The sequence below is a fragment of the Herbiconiux sp. FW305-C-125 genome, assembly GCF_058783455.1.
Genome location: NZ_JBYSYO010000004.1, coordinates 240,097 through 260,486, shown reverse-complemented (window position 1 = coordinate 260,486; position 20,390 = coordinate 240,097). Strand labels below are relative to the sequence as shown.

The following is a 20,390-nucleotide window of genomic DNA, read 5'->3' as shown; positions in this document are numbered from 1 at the left end:
GTGCGCTGAATAGCATGGCCCGCAATGGACATCATCGTCGACCTCGTGCTGCTCGGCATCGCCCTCCTGGCGGTGCTGACCGGCTGGCGCCGGGGCGCACTCGTGACGGCGGCATCGCTCGCGGGCATCGTCGGCGGTGCGCTCCTCGCCCGTGTCGTCGCGCCGCCCGTCGTCGACTGGCTCGCCGGTTTCGGCTGGAGCTCGGCGCTGCAGCGCACCATCGCCGCAGCCGTCGTGCTGGTGCTCTGCCTGGTGCTCGCCGTCGCCCTGCTCACTCTGGTCGCGCGTCTGCTGCGCGGCGTCATCGGCGCCGTCAAGATCGGTCGCGGTCTCGACTCGCTCGGTGGTGCGGCGCTCGGCCTCCTCACCTGGGGTGTGGTCGTATGGTTGGCGGCCGGATTCCTGCAGACCACCGGCATCCTGCCGGTGACGCAGCTCGTCGCATCCTCTCGTGTCGTCGCGACGCTCAACACCCTCTCGCCGGTGCCGTCGAGCACGGCTCTCGGCACCCTCGGCGACGCGCTCGACGGCACCGGGTTCCCGCAGGTCTTCGCCTTCGGCCCCGAGACCATCCAGGCCGCTCAACCGCCCGACCCGAACATCCCCGATGCGGTCAACGCCGCATCCGGCAGCGTCGTGCGGGTGCTCTCCTCCGCTCCGTCGTGCGGCTCGGATGCCGAGGGCAGCGGTTGGGCGGTGGCGGAGGACCGCATCGTCACGAACGCCCACGTGGTGGCCGGCTCGGCCGACCTCTACGTGCAGGTCGGCGGTGTGGGCGAGCTGCTGCCCGCCGAACTCGTCGTGTTCGACCCGGTGCGCGACCTCGCGGTGCTCGAGGTGCCCGGGCTTCCCGTCGCACCGTTGCCGCTCGGCAGCGAGCTCGCCGCGGCCGACTCGGCCGTCGTGGCCGGCTATCCCGAGAACGGCGGCTACTCCGTCGTGCCCGCGCGGGTGCGCGAGGTGGTGGATGCGGTGGGCCGCGACATCTACGAGCAGGGCGAGGTGACCCGCGAGATCTACTCCTTGCGCGGGACAGTGCGCCCGGGTAATTCGGGTGGGCCGCTGTTCGATGAGAACGGGAGCGTGGTGGGCGTCGTGTTCGCGCGCTCGACGATCGACGCGGAGACCGGATACGCGATGACGCTCGACGAGATCGCTCCGGTCGTGGCGGCGGCCGGGTCGAGCGAGCCGGTGCCGTCGGGGGCGTGCGCCGCCTGACCAGTGTTCACCACAATGATGTGTACGGCGTCCACATTCTCTGTTATCGTGCAGACGTCGCCGTCCGCCCCGGGCTGCGGCACGAGCCGGAGGAGGCCGTCGTGAGCACCATCCTGAATCCGTACATCAACTTCCGTGGCCAGGCCAAGGAGGCGGGTGAGTTCTACCGCTCCGTCTTCGGCGGCGAGCTGATCGGCAACACCTTCGCCGAGTTCCAGATGCCCGTCGGCCCCGACGAGGCCGACTTGATCATGCACTCGCAGCTCACGACGCCCGGCGGGCTCACGCTGATGATCTCCGACGTGCCTTCGCACATGGACTTCACCTCCGGCACCAACATCAGCATCTCGTTGAGCGGCGACGACGAGACCGAGCTGCGTGGCTACTTCGACAAGCTCGCCGAGGGCGGCACCGTCACCGTGCCGCTCGAGCAGGCGCCGTGGGGCGACAGCTTCGGGCAGGTCACCGACAGGTTCGGCATCGGCTGGCTCGTCAACATCGCCGGTCCGAAGTAGACCCGGCCGGGCCGCTTCGGGGGCATGCTGAAAGGCATGACGACGACAGCTCGGTCGACCGGTCAGCCGGAGACACAGCCCGAACTCAAGAAGGTCATGGGGCCCAAGCTCCTTCTGCTGTTCATCATCGGCGACATCCTCGGCACCGGGATCTACGCGCTCACCGGTCAGGTGGCGGCCGAAGTGGGCGGCGCAGCGTGGCTGCCGTTCCTGATCGCCTTCGTGGTGGCCACGATCACCGCCTGCTCCTACCTCGAACTCGTGACGAAGTATCCGCAGGCGGCCGGGGCGGCGCTGTACACGCACAAGGCCTTCGGCATCCACATCATCACCTTCCTGGTGTGCTTCACCGTGATGTCGTCGGGCATCACGTCCGCCTCGGCCGCCGCGGGAGCGTTCGCGAGCAACTTCGCGATCGGCTTCGGGCTCGGTGAGGGAGCGGGGACGGCGCTGACCGTGGCGCTCGCGTTCATGATCCTGATCGCGGCCGTGAACCTCCGTGGGGTGGCCGAGAGCGTCGGGCTGAACGTGGTGCTCACGCTCGTGGAGCTGTCGGGGCTGCTGCTGGTGATCCTCATCAGCTTCTTCGCCATCTTCGGTGGCCAGGCCGACTTCTCGCGGGTGGTCGCGTTCGCCACCCCCGACGACAAGAACGTGTTCCTCGCCATCTCCACCGCCACCTCACTCGCCTTCTTCGCCATGGTGGGCTTCGAAGACTCCGTGAACATGGCCGAGGAGACGAAGAATCCGTCGAAGATCTTCCCCCGAGTGATGCTCACCGGCCTGGGCATCACCGCAGTCATCTACGTGCTGGTGTCGATCGTCGCCGTGGCCATCGTGCCGGTGGGGGAGCTCGCGGGCAACGACACCCCTCTGGTGACGGTCGTGCAGACGGCGGCGCCCGACTTCCCGATCTCGGCGCTCATCCCGTTCATCTCATTGTTCGCCGTGGCGAACAGTGCACTGATCAACATGATGATGGCCAGTCGCCTGCTCTACGGCATGAGCAAGCAGGGCGTGCTCCCGCCCTTCCTGTCGAAGGTGCTGCCGGGGCGGCGCACACCGTGGGCGGCGATCCTGTTCACCACGGCGATCGCGCTCGCGCTCACCGGCTACGTCTCGATCGACCCGGACAACCCCATCGCGGTGCTGCTCGGCGGCACCACGTCGCTGCTGCTGCTCGCCGTGTTCGCCGTGGTGAACGTGTGCGTGCTGGTGCTGCGCCGGCAGCGCGTGGAACACACCCACTTCCGCACGCCGACCGCTCTGCCCCTCATCGGGGTCGTGGTCTGCGTGGCGCTGGTGCTGCCGTGGACGTCGGGCCGGCCCGGGGAACAGTACCTGATCGCGGGCGTGCTGCTCGCCCTCGGCATCGTGCTCTGGGCGGTCACCGCGTTCCATCGTCGTGCCAAGGGGTACGGGGAGGCCGCACTCGACACCCAAGCGCTGTCAGCGGTCGGCGACGACCCGGCCGAGGTGGAGTCGCGGTCGTCTCGCGAGTGAACCGGGTGGGTTCAGGAGGCGGCCGGCCGGCCGTCGTCGTGCGCGGCCTTCTCGGCATCCTTCGCCGCCTTCTTCGCGGCCTGGCGGGCCTGCAGGGCCGCCTTCTCCGCAGCGAGCGACTTCACCGTCGACTCGTCGAGCTGCGGGTCGGGGATGTCGGTGAAGGGTGACGCGCTGCCGGTGCGCGTGTACAGCACCGACGCGTAGTTGATGGCCGCCGTGCGCAGCCGCGCGGTGGCGCGTTCGCGTTTCGCGCGGTTGCTCTTCGGGTTCTCGAGCACCTCCACGTGCTTCTCGAGAGCCTTCACGAACTCTTTGAGCGCCGTCTTCGTCTTCTTCGCCATGCCCGTATTATGCACGGCGAAGGTTAACCGGCCGGCTCGTCGAGCGCGGCGCGGAAGTGGTCGAGCATCGCGTCGCTGAACAGCGCGAAGGTGACCTCGCCGGGGTAGGGACTCGCGCGCACGGCGGCCACCGCGATGCGAGCCGCGTCATCCGGCGGCCAACCGTAGATCCCTGCGCTCACCGCCGGAAACACCACGGATGCCGCGCCCAGTTCCGCAGCCACCTCCAGCGACCTCCGATAGGCCGACTCGAGAACCGCGGACCGGTCGTCGTGGACGCTCCACACCGGGCCGACGGTGTGGATCACCCATCGGGCCGGCAGCCTCCCGGCGGTGGTGGCGACGGCCTCGCCCGCAGGCATCCCGTCCGGAAAGCGCGCGCGGCGGATCTCCCGGCACGCCTCGAGGATGCTCGGCCCGCCTGCCCGGTGGATCGCACCGTCCACGCCGCCACCGCCGAGCAGCGAACTGTTGGCCGCGTTCACGATCGCATCCCCGGCCACCGTCGTGATGTCGGCCCGCAGCGGTGTGATCAGGTGCGTCATACGGCGCACGCTACTCTCCTCACCCCATCGTGACGACAGCGCGGCCCCGGATGCGTCCGGCGCCGAGATCGTCGAACGCCGCCGCCACCTCCTCGAGCGGGTAACGCCGGGTGACCGCGTGCTCGAGGTCGAAGCCGCCACGGGCCGCGAGCGCGACCACCGCGGGCAGATCGACCCGGGTGCGCGCGCCGTAGGAACCGATGATCCGCTGGCTCCGCCGCACCAACGGGGTGATCTCCACGGCGGCCGTGGTCGTGCCGGCGGCGATTCCGATCGCCACCAGGCGGCCGCCGTCGGCGAGCATCCGGGATGCCTGCTCGAATGTCTCTGCGCGGCCGAGCGCCTCGAACGCGATGTCGACACCGGCGCCGCCGGTGAGCGCGCGAACGGCGGCGACCGGGTCGCCCGCCCGGGAGTCGACGACGTCGGTGGCCCCGAGCATCGACGCGAGGGCCAGCTTGTCGGCGTCGACGTCGACGGCGATCACCCGAGCGGCTCCCAGCCCCCGGGCGACCTGGACGACGCTCGACCCCACCCCGCCGGTGGCGACGACCGCCACGGTGCTGCCCGGGGAGAGCTCGGCGGCGCGCACGACGGCGCCGTAGGCGGTCATCGCGGCACAGCCGAGGATCGCGGAGGCGTCGACGGGCAGCCCGTCCGGCAGCCGGGTGAGCCCGGACACCGGAACCACGCAGTACTCGGCCAGGCCGGCCATGGAGTACATCGCCAGCGTCTCGCCGTCGGCCCGCGCGAGCCGGCTCTCGCCGTCGTAGAGGGTGCCGTTGCCGCGGTTCATCGAGAAGAAGCGCTCGCACAGGTCGTCGCGACCGTCGTGGCAGGCGCTGCAATCCGTGCAGGGCATGATGAAGCCGCCGACGACCCGGTCTCCGACGTTCACGTCGACGGCGCCCGTATCAACCCCTGCGTCGCGCGCGTCGCCCAGCGCGACCACGACACCGCTCACTTCGTGCCCGAGCACGCACGGTTTCGGAAAGCCGACCTCGTTCTTCAGCACGTGCAGGTCGGTGTGGCACAGTCCGCAGGCGTGCACGCGGACGAGGGCTTCGGTGCTGCGCGGACGGGGGACCGGTATCCGCTCCACCCGCACCACCCCGTCGGCCGAGAGCACGGCCGCACGCATCGTCGCCGGCAGCGTGCCGGGCGACCGCATCAGATCACCGCCGAGTATCCGCCGTCGACGACGAGGGATTCGCCGCTGACGTAGCTCGAGAGGTCGCTGGCGAGGAAGACGACGGCGTTCGCGATCTCCTGCGCCTGCCCCTTTCGCCCGAGGGGGATGCGGATGGGGGAACCGCCGCGCATCTCCACCCGCAGCATCTCGGTGTCGACCTGACCGGGATGCACGACGTTCGCGCGGATGCCGTGCGGGGCGACGGCATCCGCGAGGGCGTAGGTGAACGAGCGCACCGCGCCTTTCGAGGCCGAGTAGGTCGAGGCGTGGGCGAAGCCCCGCATCCCGCCGACCGAGGAGATGTTGATGATCGTGCCCCGTTTGCCGGTGCCGATCATGGAGCGGGCGGCCGCCTGCGACCCGAAGAACGTTCCCTCGAAGTTCACCGCCATCACCCGGCGCAGTCGCTCGGGATCGACGTCGAGGAAGTCCACGCGGTCGCTGATGCCCGCGACGTTCACCCAGCAGTCGACGCCGCCGAACTCGTCCGCAGCCTCGACCACCGCGGCGAACGAACCCGCATCCGCCACGTCGGTGGCGACGAACCGACCGGTCGTTCCGAGTTCGGCGAGCAGATCGATCGTGGCGGCACCGCTCTCGCGGCCTTCGGGAGCCAGGTCGGCCACGATGACGGCGGCCGCACCCTCCTCGGCGACACGAACGCAGGTCGCGCGCCCGATGCCGCTGGAGCCCCCGGTGACCACGACCACCTGGCCGTCCAGCAGCCCGCGCCGCGCGCCCGGCTGATCGGTCACGTTCACCGGACCAGTGTCTCCATGGTGCCGATCCCCGAGATCGAGGTGATCAACGTCTCCCCGGCGGCGATCGGGCCCACACCGGGAGGGGCGCCGGTGAAGATCACGTCGCCGGGATTCAGGGTCATGATGTGCGAGGCGTACGACACGATCTCGGGAACGCTCATGATGAGGTCGGCCGTGCGGACGTTCTGCCGCACCGATCCGTCGACCGTCAGCAGGATCTCGAGGGACGAGGCGTCGAAGTCGTCGTCGGCCACGCGGATCCAGGGCCCGAGGGGGCTGAAGCTGTCGTAGCTCTTGCGTCGCGATCGGTCGGCCGGACTGCGCACCGTGATGTCGAGCCCCACGGTGTAACCGAAGATGTGGGCGGCGGCCTCGTCGACGGGAATGTCCTTGCCGCCGGTGCCGATGATGACGACGAGTTCCGATTCGTGATGGATCTCGTTCCCGTCGGCGAGCACCGCCGGGGGCAGGACGACCGGCCCCGCCGGGCCCGTGATCGAGGAGGGCGCCTTCAAGAACACGTCGAACTCCATCATCCAGGAGTGCACGGTGCCGAGGGTGCGGGCCTGCACGTCGTGCATCTCCGCCACGTGCTCGCGGTAGTTGCTGGCCGCCGCGATGATCTTCGACGGGTTGAGCACGGGTGCCTGCATGGTGACGTCGGCGAGCGGGACCGACTCCCGGGAGCGTGCCGCATCGGCGATGCGCGGCGCGAGCGACGCCCAGTCCCGGCAGAGGCCACGCCACCATCCCGCGGTGGTCGGATCGCTCTCGTGCGATGTGACCGCGGTTGTCACGTCGACGATGCGGTCCTCGAGCACGACACCGAGGCGGTGCTCGTCGAAGAGGGCGAGTTTCACTGCTGCTCCCAAAGTAATGTGCCGTGCGCAGGGGCAGCGTGGCCCGCCGACGACGGCGTCGATTGCGTTGGCCTCACGGTACTTGCCGGAGTTCGATCATCGCCAAGCGCCAGTCGTGATCCTGTGAGCACTTGCGGTGATCGGTCACTCGCCTCGCCGAACCGGCCAGGGCCCCAGGGGAGCTGTGATCACTCGTGGAGATCACAATGATGCTTTCCGGTATTAGCAACCGGCCCCGAACAACACTTACAGTGATCACCGAAGTCCGATCGTCGCAATGAGGCGTGACCGTGCGAAGGAGCACCCGTGACTGCAGTAGGTACCGAGCACCTCGCTCTCCCGAGCGGCACGATCAGGGTGCTCAGTGCGGGTAGCGGGCCGGCGCTCGTCTACCTGCACGGCGTCGGGGATGCCGGGGGCTTCCTCCCCGTCCTGTCGATGCTCGCCGAGAACCACCGCGTGGTGCGACCCGACCACCCAGGATTCCTCGACAGCGACGACTGCGGCATCCGGAGCGTCGCCGACATCGCGGCAGTCCACCGCGACCTGCTCGATGCCCTCGGCATCGACCGGATGATTCTCGTCGGCTGTTCGCTCGGCGGCTGGACGGCCGTCGAGCTCGCCCTGCTGGTGCCGGAGCGCGTCGCCCGGCTCGTCCTGATCGACCCCGCCGGTCTGGCCGGTGACGGCAGCGCACCGAACGTCTTCGAACTCCACCCCGACGCGGCCCTCGAAGCGACCGTGTACGCGGAGGACCGGCGTCGCGCTGCCCGGGAGGCGGCACCCGACCCGCTCGTCCACGCCCGCCTCGCCCGGAGCCGCGCGACGGCGCAGCGCATTGCCGCCGACCCCTACATGCACGACCCGAGCCTCGGCGCCCGCGCCGTGACGCTCGTGCGTGAGCATGCGATCCCGGTCGACCTCGTGTGGGGCGATGCCGACGGCATCGTGCCGGTCTCCTACCTGCGGAGCTGGCAGTCCGTGTTCCCGGATGCGCGGAGCACGGTTATCCCGCGCGCCGGGCATCTGCCGCACGTCGAACGGCCCGAGGCGGTGCTCGAGGCGATCGCGCTCGAAGCGGAGACGTCATGGAACTGAGGCACCTGCGGTACTTCGTGGCGGTGGCCGAGGAGTTGCACTTCCGCAAAGCGGCGGAGAACCTGCACATCGTGCAGCCCGCCCTGAGCAAGCAGATCAGCGCCCTCGAGAACGAGCTGGGCCTGATGCTCCTCGAACGCGACCGACGGCACGTCACCCTGACCGAAGCCGGCAAGACCTTCCTCGAGGAGGCGATCGCCGTGCTGGCCCGAGCCGACGGAGCGAAGGCCCGGGCCGTCGCGGTGAGCCGCGGGCAGGTGGGGCATCTCAACATCGGCTTCATCCAGCCCGCGCTCGCCGACCTGCTGCCGCGCGCTCTCCGCCGCTATCGCAAGGAATACCCGAAGGTGCGCATCCGGCTCGCCGAGCTGACCAGTCGCCAGGCGCTCGACCAGACGGCGAGCCGTACGGTGCACTGTGCCTTCACCCGGCTGCCGGTCGAGCTGCGTGACGACCTCGCCTACGAGGCCATCTCGTCGCAGGACGTGAGTCTCGTGCTTCCTGAGGGGCATCCGCTCACCGAGAAGGAGGAGATCGAGCTGAGCGACATCGCCGAGGAGGACATCATCCTCATCGATCGCCGGGTGGAGCCCGCGCTCCACGACTACTACCTCTCGGTCTGCAACGAGGCCGGCTTCAGTCCGCGGGTCGCGCACGAGGTGAACTCGACCTGGGTCGCCCTCGGTCTGGTCGCCGGTGGCCTCGGCGTGGGGTTCGCCCCGTCGTCGGCGAAGCTGGCTCCGCAGCAGGGGGTGGCCTACCGGCCGATCGCCGGGGTGCCGCCGAGGCTCAGCATCGGACTGATCTGGAACGACGTGGCGAAACCGGCGGTTCTGACGAACTTCCTCGAGATGCGCCCGTGGAACGGAAGGTGACCATGGAGTCTTCGATCACAGGCCGGGCGGGCTCGTCCGGAGCTACCCACCCCTCACATCCGGAGGTGCTCTTCTCCGTCACGGGTCGTGGCGCGGTGGTGACGGGCGCGGCCAGCGGCCTCGGCTTCGCCATGGCCCGTGTGCTCGCCCGCAACGGAGCCCGGGTCGTGCTGGTGGATGCGGTCGCCGACACCCTCGACCGCGCGGTCGGCGATCTCGCCGCCGAAGGATGTGTCGTCAGAGCGGCGCTCGCCGACGTGCGCGACCTGGCTGCGATGGACGCCGTGATGGCCGAAGCGGCGGCCTGGGGCAGCGGGCTCGACATCGTGTTCGCGAACGCGGGCATCTCATCCGGCCTCGGTCACCGATTCGGCGTCGGGGCGCTCGCCGAGATCGACCAGGAGCGCTGGAACGGTGTCATCGACGTGAACCTCACCGGCCTGATGAACACCGTTCGCGCCGCGGCGCGGCACATGAACGAGGGTGACGGCCGCATCGTGGTGACCTCCTCGGTGGCGGGCCTCGCGCCCGACCCGCTCGTCGGATACGCCTACTCCAGTTCGAAGGCGGCAGTGACCCTGTTCGCCCAGAACGCGGCGGCGGAACTGGCCTCGCGGGGGATCAACGTGAACGTCATCGCCCCGGGATCGTTCCTCACCGCGATCGGCGCCAAGAACCCCGGCAACACCGGGATGATCGAGGCGCTCACCGCGGCGACCGCCACCAAACGGATCGCCGATCCGGCGGAGATCGAGGGTCTGGCCCTCCTCCTCGCCTCTCCCGCCGCCCGCCACATCACCGGTTCGGTCTTCGTGATCGACGGTGGCGTGCTGGTCACGAGGAACTAGGCGCCGGTGTCGTTCCAAGCGTTATCACGTAATAGCTTTCGGGCCATTCCGGAGCATCACACGGAGATTAGCCTGAACGAAAGTCGCGGGGGGCACAGCGTGCCCCGCAGCCACCGCGCCGCACGGCCCCAGGCGAACTCGATGCTGAAGTCGCCTGCCCGGACGGAGCACACAGCACAGGCGGATCCCGTTCGCCACGGCTGCGAAGGAGCAGTCATGGCGGTGGCCTCGACCACGAGCGACTCCAGCACCCACACCTATCGAAGGGACATCGCGAATGTCTAGGAAATCACTTCTCGCCGCCGGCGCACTCGTGGCAGCGACGGCGCTGCTCGCGGGCTGTGCCGGCAGCTCCGACGCCGGCACGGACTCCGCCGCCGGCTCCGGCGAGCTGACGAAGATCACCGTCGCCACCAACCCTTCGGCCCAGACGGCGCCGATCTACCTGGGCATCCAGGACGGCATCTTCGCCGAGCACGGCCTGGAGGTCGAGCTGGTGCCGCAGACCGACGTCGCCGCCATCATCTCGGGCGTGGCGAGCGGCCAGTACGACTTCGGATTCGCCACCGTGGTGCACGTCATCAACGCCAACCTCAACGACATCCCGATCCGGGCCGTCGCAACGGTCGAGGGGCAGCAGAAGGCCACGGAGGAGCCCGACGAGGGCAACGCGCTCGTGGCCGGCCCGGACTCCGGGATCGCCTCCGCCGGAGACCTCGGCGGCAAGACCCTCGGTGTGATCGGTCTCTCCTCGCTGAACACGCTCGCGGCGTGGGACATGGCGGCCAAGGAGGGCGTCGACACGACATCGATCAACCTCGTGCAGCTGCCGTTCGGGCAGATGCCGGCGGCACTGGCTGCGGGCGACATCGACGCCGCCGTCGTGCAGGCGCCGTTCATCGCCGAGGCCGAGGGCGTGGGCGCCACGATCATCGGCAAGCCCAACGTCGAGACCTTCCCGGACATGGCCGTGGGCCTCTACACCACCAGCCAGAACTACATCGACCAGAACCCCGACACGGTCGAGGCCTTCGCCGCAGCGATGGTGGAGTCGCAGGAGTACGCCTCGGAGAACATCGACAAGGCCAAGGAGACGCTGGTGACGAACCTCAACCTCACCGAGGAGGCCGCCAAGGCGGCGAAGTGGAACACCGGGTCGAACCCGTACGTGAACACCGAAGGGTTCGAGAAGGCGCAGGAACTGCTCACGAAGTACGCCGGCCAGACGAAGGAGCTCGACGTGACGGAGCTCGTGTGGCCGGGGGCGCTGGAGAAGAACAACTAGTTCTCCGCCCCAGCCCGCACCAGCCCGAGTCGAAGAGGATTCCAGGACGATGAATGCAAGGATGAGCCGGTCGTACCGGTGGCTGGCCCCGGCGGCCGCCGTCGTCGCGGCCCTGCTGCTCTGGCAGCTCGTGACCGCGGGCGGGTTGTTCCGGCCCGACCAGTTCCCGACGATGGTGGACACTCTCCTCGCCCTCGGCAAGGCGATCGCCACCCCGGCGTACTGGATCTCCATCGGTTCGACCGTCCAGGCCTGGTTCCTGGGGATGGTGATCGCCAGCGTGCTGGCGATCACCATCGGCTCGGCGCTGGCGTTCAACGATTTCGCGTTCCGCAGCGCGGCCAGCGTGATCGAGATCTTCAAGGCGATCCCTGCCATCGCCATCCTGCCGCTGGTCATCCTGGTGCTCGGCTCGACACTGCCGATGAAGGTGTTCCTGATCAGCTTCGGCGTGTTCTGGCCGCTCGTCATCCAGGTGATCTACGGGGTGCGGTCGATGGATCCGGTCGTCCTGGACACGGCGCGGGCCCTCGGGGTGCGGGGCGTGCGCCGCTTCGTCGTCGTCACCATCCCGAGCGCCTCGCCGTACATCGCCACCGGACTCCGGATCGCCTCCGCGTCGGCCCTCATCCTCGCGGTCGTCTCCGAACTCGTGGGCGGCGCGGCGGGGATCGGCCGCAACATCCTGCAGGCGCAGAACGGCGGGATGACGGCCTACCCGGTCATGTACGCCTACCTGCTGACGGCGGGCCTGCTCGGGATCGTGCTCACCGGCGCCTTCTTCCTGCTCGAGCGCAACGTCATGCATTGGCACGAGTCGCAGCGGAACATCCGCTCCAACGCCGAGGGAGCACTCAAGTGAGCCAGACCACCCTGCCCACCGTCGCCCCCGAGCGCGCCGACGGCCCATCGATCGGCGAGACCACCGATCTGCTCGTCACCGATCGGCGCACCCGTACCCCCGGCAGCGTGCTGCGGCGGGTGCTCATCGCCGTCTGGCTGCCCATCGTGCTGCTCGTGCTGTGGTGGTTCCTCTCGGCATCCAGCACCTCCCCCTTCTTTCCGCCGCTCAGCCGCATCCTCGAGGAGTGGTGGAACCAGTGGGTGATCGGCGACGCCAAGTTCCAGCTGGCGTCGAGCCTGCGCAACCTGCTGTTCGGCTACGTCGGCGGCGCCGCGATCGGCCTGGTGTTCGGCACCCTGCTCTGGCGGTTCCCGCCGATGCGGCGCGTGTCGAACCCCATCGTCTACTTCCTCTACGTGCTGCCGGCGCCCGCGCTCCTGCCCGCGATGATCGCCCTCTTCGGCATCGGTGAACTGCGTCAGATCGCGTTGATCTCCTTCGGCGCCATCTGGCCCACCCTGCTCAACACGCTCGACGGCATGCGCGGCATCGACCAGGTGAAGTTCGACACCGCTCGCGCGATGAAGCTGAGTCCGCCGCGGGTGTTGTTCTCGCTCGTGCTCCCGGGAGCGGGACCGCAGATCGCGGCGGGCCTCCGGGCGAGTCTGCAGACCTCCATCATCCTCATGGTCGTCACCGAGATGGTGGCCGCGAAGGAGGGCATCGGGTACTTCATCCTGCAGGCCCAGACCGTCTTCGCCGTCACCACGATGTGGACGGGCATCCTCACCCTCGCCATCATCGGCACGGTGGCGAACTACCTGTTCGTGCTGATCGAACGATTCGTGCTGCGCTGGTACTACCGGTCGCGCGCGCTCGGCAACTCCTGAACCTCCCCGCCGCCATCCACGAAACCGGAGAACCCGTCATGTCCCAGTCCACCGTGTCGCCCACGCCGTCCGCCGAGTCCCGCGCCGCCGGCTCCGAGGTGCTCAGCGTCGAAGGCCTGCGCAAGATCTACAACGAGGGCAAGCCACAGGCCAAGACGGCGATCGACGATGTGAGCTTCTCGGTGACCAAGGGTGAGTTCGTCTGCATCGTCGGCCCCTCGGGCGCGGGCAAGACCACACTCCTGCGCTGCATCTCGGGACTGGCCAAACCCAGCTCCGGAAAACTCGCCTTCGAGGGAGCGCCGCTGACCGCGGTGCCCGACCAGCTCGGTCTGGTGTTCCAGGACTACGGTCGCTCGCTCTACCCGTGGTTCACCAACGCCAAGAACGTGGGTCTGCCGCTGGCCGCACGCGGGGTGCCGAAGGCGCAGCGCACCCGCCGGGTCAGCGAGATCCTCGCCAGCGTGGGTCTCGGCCACGTCGAGAAGCAGTACCCGTGGGAGCTCTCGGGGGGCATGCAGCAGCGCGTCGCCATCGCCCGCGCGCTCTCCTACCAGCCCGACCTGCTGCTGATGGACGAGCCGTTCGCGTCGGTCGACGCCCAGACCCGCTTCGACCTCGAGGACCTCATCCTCAGCGTGCGACGCGACCTCGGCATCACCGTGGTGCTCGTGACGCACGACATCGACGAGGCGATCTACCTCTCCGACCGCATCGTGGTGCTCTCCGGCTCGCCGAGCCGGGTGCGAGAGGTGGTCGACGTTCCGCTCGGGCGCCAGCGCGAGCAGGTCGCCACCCGGGCGAGCGACGAGTTCCTGGGCCTCCGGCGGCATCTGCTCGACCTCGTCATGCCGCACGCACCGCACGCGGCATGAGCGTCGCCGCCGCCGGTGCGGTCGGGGCTGAGGCGGAGCCGTCCGGTGCTCCGCAGACCGTCGCCCAACAGCTCGCCGAGATCATGGCCGCCTCAGGATGCGACCACCTGTTCACCCTGATGGGCGCCGGAAATCTGTGGCTGGTGCACCACCTCGATGCGGAGCACGGGGTCGCCATCCACCATCTGCGGCACGAGAACGGCGCGATCGGCGCCGCCGACGGCTACGCCAGGAGCACCGGGCGACTCGGTTGGGCCACCGTGACGCAGGGCCCCGGCTTCACGAACACGATCACGGCGATGCTCACGGCCGATCGCGGCCGCAGCCCGATGGTGCTGCTGGTGAGCGACTCGTCCAATCTCGACCCCGCGCGGTTCCCGTTCGCGGGCGGCATGCAGGCTCTCGCTCCCGAGGCGCTGCTCGACCCGCTCGGTATCCTGAGCGTCCGAGCGGACGGTGCGGATGCCGGTGCCCGGCTGATCGAGACGATCGAGCGAGCACGGACGGAGCGGCGCGCGATCGCATTCGTGATGCCGGCCGGCCTCGACAAGGTGACCGCCGAGCCGCTCGCGGCCGCGGTTCGCGCCGCCGCGCACGGTGAGGGCGCCGTCGACGTCGCCGTGGCGGCCGCGGAGCCGTCGGCCGCCCAGGTCGCGGCGGCGGCGGACGCCGTCGAGCGGGTGGCCGCGCCGCTGATCGTGGTTGGCCGAGGAGTGGTGGAGGCGGATGCCTCCGCCGAGGTGCTCGAGCTCGCCGAACTGCTCGGTGCTCGCGTCGCGACCTCGGTTCCGGCGTCGGGGGCGCTCGGTGAGCACCCGGCCGTCATCGGGGCCTTCGGCGGCTTCTCGATCGGTGAGACCGAACGACTGATCGAGCGCGCGGACTGCCTGATCGCCGTCGGCGTGTCGCTCAACACCTTCCAGACCCGCAAGGGCGAGTTCACCCGGGGGCGCACCGTGGTGCGCATCGACGCCGCGCCCACCGCTGCCATCTCGACCCCCGCCGACATCGTTCGCCGGGCATCCGTCGATCCCGCGACCGGCGCAATCGAGGGCGCCGCCGCCACCGTCGTGATCGACGCCGACGCGCGTGCCGGAGCATCCGCTCTGGTGGCGGAGCTGCGCGCCCGCGGACGACGCCCGCGGGTTCTCGAGCCCCTCGCCCCGGAAGGCGTGGCCCGCGACGACGACCGTTCGGGCGGAGGTCTGCTCGACCCGCGCGTGCTCAGTCTGGAGCTCGAGCGGCTGCTGCCCCGCCGGCGCCGCATCGTCGTCGACAACGGGCACTTCGGGGCGTTCCCGATGCTCTACCTCCGCCATCGGCAGCCCCGTTCACTGATCTGGATGCCCGACTTCGGCGCGGTCGGCAGTGCCCTTGCGGCGAGCTTCGCGAGCGCCGTCGCCGACCCGGGGACCACATCGGTCCTCTTCATCGGGGACTGCGGTCTCTACATGACCCTCGGCGACCTCGAGACCGTCGTGCGCGAGCGCGTGCCGCTGCTGGTGGTGTGCATGAACGACGGCGCCGCCGGATCTGAGCTCGTGCACATGCAGGACTGGGGCGTGCCGGTCGAGCAGGCGATCTTCGGCTACGGCGACATCGCCGCCCTGGCCGCAGGCATGGGCGCGCAGAGCGCCGTGGTGCAGGCGATCGACGATCTCGAACCGGCACTCGCTTCGTGGGACCGGTCTCGTGGACCGTTCGTGGTCGACGCCCGGTTGACCCGCACGGTGCGCTCGCCGATCTACGCGCACGTCTGACAGGTCGCTCAGGGCGCGAAGAAGGTCTTGCCCGCGAACGGATCGCTGTGATCGACGATTCCGGCGAACACCTCTGCGCCGCGCGCCAGGTCGACGACCCGGTGGTCGTCCGCGAGGGTGACGGTGCCGTCGATGAGCCAGCTCAGCGCCGTGGCGAAGTCTTCGGCCGTGAAGCAATTCGCTCCGCGCACCGTGACCTCACGGCGCACGAGGTCGAACCAGGGCACCGCCACCTCGTCGGCACCGAGGCCGACGGCCACGACGGTGCCGCCGTTGCGCGCGCGGGCGATCGCCGCACCCCGGGTCGCCGGCACACCGACGACGTCGAAGACGGTGTCGAAGGATGCCGCGGCGAGGGCGTCGACGTCCGTCACGCAGCCGGTGGCGCCGGCGCCGAGCGCGGCTGCGTGCTTCGATGCGACCGGATCGACGACGGTGATGCTCGTCGCTCCTTCGAGCCGCAGAGCGTGCACGATCAGCACACCGATCGAGCCGCTGCCGATCACCAGACAGTCCCCCACGGGACCGAGCTCGGCGGCGCGGCGCACGTCGTGGCGGGCCTGCGCGAGCGGTTCGGCCGTGGCTGCAGCCTCCCAGGAAAGGGTGTCGGGCACCGGATGGGCGTTGCGAGCCGGTACCACAGCGAAGGTCGCGAAGCCCCCGGGCCGGTGCACCCCCACGATCCGGATGTCGGAGCACGAGCTCGTCCGCCCCTCGGCGCAGGCCCGGCAGCGTCCGCACGGGACGACGGGATCGACGCTGACGCGGGTGCCGACGGTGAGCGCGGAAGCGCCGGCATCCGCCACCGTTCCCGCGAATTCGTGGCCACGGACGGCACCCGGCTTGGAGATGCCCATCACGCCCTTGTGCGCGGTGACGTCGGAGCCGCAGATGCCGACGCGAGCGACCTCGATAAGAACCTCGCCCGTACCCGCGGCCGGGCGGTCGAGTTCTGCGAGTTCGTGCACGAAGGGTCCGCGCCAGACGAGTGCCCTCACCGGGCGTCCGCGACCGGAGTCGCCGCCCCGGCCGCCACGGTCGCCGCGGCCCGCGCGGCCGCCCGCTCGAGCGCCGAGGTCTGCAGGGCTTCGCCCGCGGTCATCGCGCTGCGGAAGAACACGAGCGGCGCGGCGGCCGGCTCGTGCACGGCCCGGGTGACCTGGCAGACGATCAGCATGTGCGTCGACTGTTCCTGCACATCGGTCACCGTGCATTCCAGCGAGGCCATCGAGCCGGAGAGGAGGGGTGCCCCGTTCGTGCCGGTCGTCCAGTCGACGCGGCCGAGCTTGTCGCTCTCCTTCGACGCGAACACGCGGGCGACCTGCTCCTGGTCGTGCGACAGGATGTTCACGGCCAGCTTGCCGCTGGCGAGCACGTGGCCGAGCGTCGCCGTGGTGCGCGCCAGGCAGACGATGATCTGCGGCGGCGAGGTGGAGAGAGAGGTGAAGGAGTTGACGGTGCTGCCGTGCACGCCGCCGGCCGAGCGCGCGGTGACGACGGTCACACCGGTCACGAAGCTCGAGCAGACCGCCCGGAAGTCGGCTGCGGTGAGCTCGTCGGACTGGCCTGCGAGCGAGGGGGGTGTTGCGGGTGCGGTGATGGACATCGAAGTGACCTTTCGTCGAGCGGTCGGCAATGACCGCTGCTCCTGATCTCCAGGTCTACGCGTTTCGTGATCGCTTCTCCAATATCCGTTCGCTGCCAGTGATAGCGCCCGGTGATCGCCGCCGACGGGCGACAGGCGCGATAACCAATCGCTCTCACTCCGCCGCGAATGCCTATCAACGACATCTGTTCAGCACATTCCGGGCCGGGCTAGCGTCACCAGGAGTACTTTCGCCACGAACATTGGAGTTCACCATGACCGAGCTGGCCGAGCGCCGGACCCTCGCGTCCACCGACGGCGCGCCGAGCGCGAGCGAGGTCCTCACCGCGGTGAGCGGGTTGCACGACCTGGTCGACGCCCACGGGCCGCAGAACGACATCGACGGCCGGATCGCCGAACCGGTGGTCGAGGCCCTGTACGACAGCGGCGCGATCGGCGTGATCACGCCGCGCGAGCTCGGCGGCAGCGAGATGACCCCGCGGCAGGCGATGGACGTCTACCGCACACTCTCCTACGCCGACCCGTCCACGGGCTGGGTCACGATGGCGCTCGCGATGTCGACCGGTCTCGCCGGCGCCTTCTTCGAGCGGGATGCGGCCGAGGAACTCTTCCGGACCCCGCGGCTCGGCATCGCCGGACAGGGCACCCGGGCCGGCCGAGCCGAGCCCGTCGACGGCGGCTACCGGGTGAGCGGCCAGTGGTCGTTCGCCTCGGGCATCAAGCACGCGACCCACCTGCACACCGCCGCCGCCGACACCACGTCCGGGACGACGCGTTTCTTCATCGTGCCGGTCGATCAGGTCGACTTCGTCGACAACTGGGACGTGCTCGGTCTCCGCGGCACCGCCAGCATCGACTACTCGCTCGACGGCGTGTTCGTGCCGACGGAGATGAGCTACCCCTCGCTGAGCGTGGAGCCGGTCACCGGCGGATCGCTGTACCGGGTGGGCATCGGCAACTTCGCGAGCATCAACCACGGCGCCTGGGCCATCGGAGTCGGCCGGCGCCTGCTCGACGAGCTCGCCGCCACCGTGCGTGCCAAGGCCGGCCGCGCGGGGTCGTCGGCCGAGAACGCGAGCTTCCATGAGCAGTACGCCATCGCCGAGCTGAAGCTCCGCTCGGCCCAGGCCCTGCTCTACGACGTGTGGGAGGAGATCGAGGGCGTGCTCGCCGAGGGCGACCGGATGTCGGTGCGCCTGGAGACGTTGAACCGTGCCGCGCTCTGCAACGCCACCGAGCAACTCGACCAGATCTCCGGATTCGTCTACCGCAGCGCCGGTAGCGACGCCCTGCGGAGAGGTACGCTCCAGCGGCTGTACCGCGACGTGCACGCCGGCACGCAGCACATCTCGTCGTCGCCGATCATCCTGCAGTCGGCCGGACGGCAGCTCGCCGGCCTCGCCGAGGGGCAGAAGTGGGTGCACTTCCAGCTGATCTGAGCGCGCCGTGGAAGCCCGCTGCGCGGCCCCGCTCTGGCAGAACGAAGGAGTTCGGATGACCGACCACAACACGATGAACGACGTCGAGAACGCGATGGACGGCGAGAGCCCTGAGCTCAGCCGTCTGTACGCGGACTTCGCCGCAAAGAATCTCAGCCCGTTGTGGACCCAGCTCGGCGAGGTGATGACCGACGTGCCGCGTTCGAAGGCGCAGCCGTGCGTCTGGCGGTGGAACGAGCTGCTGCCGCTCGCCGCTCGCTCCGGCGATCTCGTCCCGGTGGGGCGTGGTGGCGAGCGGCGGGCGATCGCGCTCGCCAACCCGGGGCTGAACGGACGCCCGTACGCCACCCCCACCATCTGGGCCGCGATCCAGTATCTCGGGCCGCACGAGACGGCACCCGAGCACCGGCATTCGCAGAACGCGTTCCGCTTCGTCGTCGAGGGGGAAGGCGTGTGGACGGTGGTCAACGGCGATCCGGTCGCGATGCGCCGGGGTGACTTCTTACTCACGCCGGGCTGGAACTTCCACGGGCATCACAACGAGACCGATCAGCCCATGGCCTGGATCGACGGGCTGGACGTCCCGCTGGCCGAGCATCTCGACGTCGGCTTCTTCGAGTTCGGCACGGAGCGCGTCACCGACTACTCGACGCCATCGGTCTCCCGTGCCGAGCGGCTGTGGGCGAACCCGGGCCTCCGCCCGCTCTCCGGTCTCGACTCGCACGTCAACTCGCCGATCGCCGCCTACCGCTGGGAGCACACCGACCGCGCGCTGCGCGAGCAGTTGCTGCTGGAGGAGGAGGGCTTCCCGGCCACCGTCGAACAGGGCCACGCGGGCATCCGCTTCACCAATCCGACCAACGGGGGTGACGTCATGCCCACCCTCCGCGCCGAGTTCCACCGGCTGCGGGCGGGCACGCAGACGCCCAGCCGGCAGGAGGTGGGCTCCTCGGTGTGGCAGGTGTTCGAGGGCCGCGGCGAGATGGCGGTGGCGGGTGAGACCTGGACCCTGGAGAAGGGCGACCTCGTGGTGGTGCCCTCCTGGGAGCCGTGGGAGTTCCGCGCCGAGACCCAGCTCGACCTGTTCCGGTTCTCCGACGCCCCGGTCATCGAACGGCTGAGCTTCGAGCGCTCGTACGTCGCGGGCCGCGAACGATGACCGTTCTCACCGACCGGGCGACCGATCCGGCGGTGCTCTCGGACCTGCGTGACGTGCGGCTCGGTCAGGCCTATTTCAGCCGCAAGCTCAACGAACTCCGCAATGCGGAGCTGCTCGAGCCGTCGCGCTTGGCGGGGTGGACCCGCGCGCACGTCATCGCGCACGTCGGCTACAACGCCCGCGGGCTGAACCGTCTGGTCGACTGGGCCGAGAGCGGCGTCCCGTCACCCATGTACTCGTCGCCCGACGCACGGGCGAGCGAGATCTCCTTCGGCGCCACCCTCGCGCCCCGGGCGCTGCGTCACCTCTCCGATCACGCCGCCATCGCCTTGGACGTCGCGTGGCGCGACCTTCCGGTGGAGCGCTGGTCGTTCGTGGTGCGCACGGCCCAGGGCCGCGAGGTGCCGGTGTCGGAGACGGTGTGGCTGCGGTCGCGCGAGGTGTGGTTGCACGCGATCGACCTCGGCAACGGCGGCCGATTCGAGGATGTGCCGGCGCACGTCGCGCGCCGCCTCATCGGTGAGGTGCTCACCACCTGGTCATCGCGCGATTCGATCGAGTACGTGCTCGTGGACGCCGCGACCGGGGAGGAGTTCAGGGCCGCGGGGTCGACCGCTCAGCCGGCGGAGCGCATCCGGGCCACCCTCCCGGCGCTCCTCGCCTGGACGACCGGACGATCGCGGGCGGGCGTCACCACGGGCGCCGGTGGGCCCGCTCCGGAGGCGCCCCGCTGGCTGTGAGCGATCGCGCCCGGTGGTCCCTGGCGCATCCGG

At 69.9% G+C, this 20,390-nt stretch carries 21 protein-coding genes; 14 read left to right on the top strand and 7 right to left on the bottom strand.

The window, feature by feature from the left end:
* The first annotated feature begins 24 nt into the window (after positions 1-24).
* The 3 genes from AC3WLB_RS13120 (at position 25) to AC3WLB_RS13110 (ending at position 3,236) form a co-directional block, all read left to right on the top strand.
* Complete coding sequence (locus tag AC3WLB_RS13120) at positions 25-1,218, top strand: MarP family serine protease (RefSeq protein WP_492506621.1); 1,194 nt, start codon at positions 25-27, stop codon at positions 1,216-1,218.
* A gap of 101 nt (positions 1,219-1,319) precedes the next feature.
* Complete coding sequence (locus AC3WLB_RS13115) at positions 1,320-1,733, top strand: VOC family protein (protein ID WP_031281753.1); 414 nt, start codon at positions 1,320-1,322, stop codon at positions 1,731-1,733.
* A 36-nt stretch (positions 1,734-1,769) separates the two neighbouring features.
* Positions 1,770-3,236 (top strand): APC family permease, encoded by a 1,467-nt coding sequence (locus tag AC3WLB_RS13110; protein WP_492506619.1) that lies wholly within the window; start codon positions 1,770-1,772, stop codon positions 3,234-3,236.
* 11 nt (positions 3,237-3,247) lie between these two features.
* Here the strand turns inward: AC3WLB_RS13110 and AC3WLB_RS13105 are convergent, their stop codons facing one another.
* From AC3WLB_RS13105 to AC3WLB_RS13085, 5 genes are read right to left on the bottom strand one after another with little or no spacing between them, the layout of a single operon-like run.
* A complete protein-coding gene (locus AC3WLB_RS13105) occupies positions 3,248-3,580 on the bottom strand; it encodes a hypothetical protein (protein WP_492506617.1) in 333 nt (110 codons plus the stop codon).
* A 23-nt stretch (positions 3,581-3,603) separates the two neighbouring features.
* The gene (locus AC3WLB_RS13100; protein WP_492506615.1) at positions 3,604-4,125 is read right to left on the bottom strand and encodes an O-acetyl-ADP-ribose deacetylase; all 522 of its coding nucleotides are present in this window, start codon (positions 4,123-4,125) and stop codon (positions 3,604-3,606) included.
* A gap of 19 nt (positions 4,126-4,144) precedes the next feature.
* Positions 4,145-5,296 carry a zinc-binding dehydrogenase gene (locus AC3WLB_RS13095; protein ID WP_492506613.1) on the bottom strand — a complete coding sequence of 384 codons (1,152 nt, stop codon included), beginning with the start codon at positions 5,294-5,296 and terminating at the stop codon, positions 4,145-4,147.
* The gene (locus tag AC3WLB_RS13090; protein WP_022895856.1) at positions 5,296-6,078 is read right to left on the bottom strand and encodes an SDR family oxidoreductase; all 783 of its coding nucleotides are present in this window, start codon (positions 6,076-6,078) and stop codon (positions 5,296-5,298) included. Before AC3WLB_RS13090 ends, AC3WLB_RS13095 begins: the two co-directional genes overlap by 1 nt.
* Positions 6,075-6,938: a fumarylacetoacetate hydrolase family protein gene (locus tag AC3WLB_RS13085; protein ID WP_492506611.1), complete on the bottom strand. Its 864-nt coding sequence runs from the start codon at positions 6,936-6,938 to the stop codon at positions 6,075-6,077. Before AC3WLB_RS13085 ends, AC3WLB_RS13090 begins: the two co-directional genes overlap by 4 nt.
* Positions 6,939-7,244: 306 nt before the next feature.
* Here AC3WLB_RS13085 and AC3WLB_RS13080 point away from each other — a divergent pair, with 306 nt between their 5' ends.
* The 8 genes from AC3WLB_RS13080 to AC3WLB_RS13045 all read left to right on the top strand — a co-directional run bounded on the left by AC3WLB_RS13080 (position 7,245) and on the right by AC3WLB_RS13045 (position 15,413).
* On the top strand, positions 7,245-8,036 hold the full coding sequence (locus AC3WLB_RS13080; RefSeq protein WP_492506609.1) for an alpha/beta fold hydrolase: 792 nt from the start codon (positions 7,245-7,247) through the stop codon (positions 8,034-8,036).
* Entirely contained in the window at positions 8,027-8,911 is an 885-nt protein-coding gene (locus AC3WLB_RS13075) for a LysR substrate-binding domain-containing protein (RefSeq protein ID WP_022898863.1), read from the top strand. The genes AC3WLB_RS13080 and AC3WLB_RS13075 overlap by 10 nt, the downstream gene beginning before the upstream one ends.
* 2 nt (positions 8,912-8,913) lie before the next feature.
* Positions 8,914-9,759: an SDR family NAD(P)-dependent oxidoreductase gene (locus tag AC3WLB_RS13070; RefSeq protein ID WP_492506607.1), complete on the top strand. Its 846-nt coding sequence runs from the start codon at positions 8,914-8,916 to the stop codon at positions 9,757-9,759.
* 277 nt (positions 9,760-10,036) lie between these two features.
* Positions 10,037-11,044, top strand: a complete 1,008-nt coding sequence (locus AC3WLB_RS13065) for an ABC transporter substrate-binding protein (protein WP_492506605.1) — start codon at positions 10,037-10,039, stop codon at positions 11,042-11,044.
* Between the two features lie 61 nt (positions 11,045-11,105).
* On the top strand, positions 11,106-11,906 hold the full coding sequence (locus tag AC3WLB_RS13060; protein ID WP_492506603.1) for an ABC transporter permease: 801 nt from the start codon (positions 11,106-11,108) through the stop codon (positions 11,904-11,906).
* Complete coding sequence (locus AC3WLB_RS13055) at positions 11,903-12,778, top strand: ABC transporter permease subunit (RefSeq protein WP_022898859.1); 876 nt, start codon at positions 11,903-11,905, stop codon at positions 12,776-12,778. The genes AC3WLB_RS13060 and AC3WLB_RS13055 overlap by 4 nt, the downstream gene beginning before the upstream one ends.
* 38 nt (positions 12,779-12,816) lie before the next feature.
* Positions 12,817-13,653, top strand: coding sequence for an ABC transporter ATP-binding protein (locus tag AC3WLB_RS13050; protein ID WP_022898858.1), 837 nt, complete (start codon positions 12,817-12,819; stop codon positions 13,651-13,653).
* The gene (locus AC3WLB_RS13045) at positions 13,650-15,413 is read left to right on the top strand and encodes a thiamine pyrophosphate-binding protein (RefSeq protein ID WP_492506600.1); all 1,764 of its coding nucleotides are present in this window, start codon (positions 13,650-13,652) and stop codon (positions 15,411-15,413) included. Before AC3WLB_RS13050 ends, AC3WLB_RS13045 begins: the two co-directional genes overlap by 4 nt.
* 8 nt (positions 15,414-15,421) lie before the next feature.
* Here the strand turns inward: AC3WLB_RS13045 and AC3WLB_RS13040 are convergent, their stop codons facing one another.
* Positions 15,422-16,411, bottom strand: coding sequence for a zinc-dependent alcohol dehydrogenase (locus AC3WLB_RS13040; protein WP_492506598.1), 990 nt, complete (start codon positions 16,409-16,411; stop codon positions 15,422-15,424).
* A complete protein-coding gene (locus tag AC3WLB_RS13035; RefSeq protein WP_492506596.1) occupies positions 16,408-17,019 on the bottom strand; it encodes a flavin reductase family protein in 612 nt (203 codons plus the stop codon). Before AC3WLB_RS13035 ends, AC3WLB_RS13040 begins: the two co-directional genes overlap by 4 nt.
* Before the next feature lie 254 nt (positions 17,020-17,273).
* Between AC3WLB_RS13035 and AC3WLB_RS13030 the strand changes: the two genes are divergently transcribed.
* Genes AC3WLB_RS13030 through AC3WLB_RS13020 form a run of 3 tightly spaced genes read left to right on the top strand, consistent with a single transcriptional unit; the run spans position 17,274 to position 20,357 of the window.
* Positions 17,274-18,458: an acyl-CoA dehydrogenase family protein gene (locus AC3WLB_RS13030; RefSeq protein ID WP_492506594.1), complete on the top strand. Its 1,185-nt coding sequence runs from the start codon at positions 17,274-17,276 to the stop codon at positions 18,456-18,458.
* 55 nt (positions 18,459-18,513) lie between these two features.
* Positions 18,514-19,617 carry a cupin domain-containing protein gene (locus AC3WLB_RS13025; RefSeq protein WP_022898354.1) on the top strand — a complete coding sequence of 368 codons (1,104 nt, stop codon included), beginning with the start codon at positions 18,514-18,516 and terminating at the stop codon, positions 19,615-19,617.
* Complete coding sequence (locus AC3WLB_RS13020) at positions 19,614-20,357, top strand: maleylpyruvate isomerase family mycothiol-dependent enzyme (protein WP_492506592.1); 744 nt, start codon at positions 19,614-19,616, stop codon at positions 20,355-20,357. Before AC3WLB_RS13025 ends, AC3WLB_RS13020 begins: the two co-directional genes overlap by 4 nt.
* The last annotated feature ends 33 nt before the right edge of the window (positions 20,358-20,390 follow it).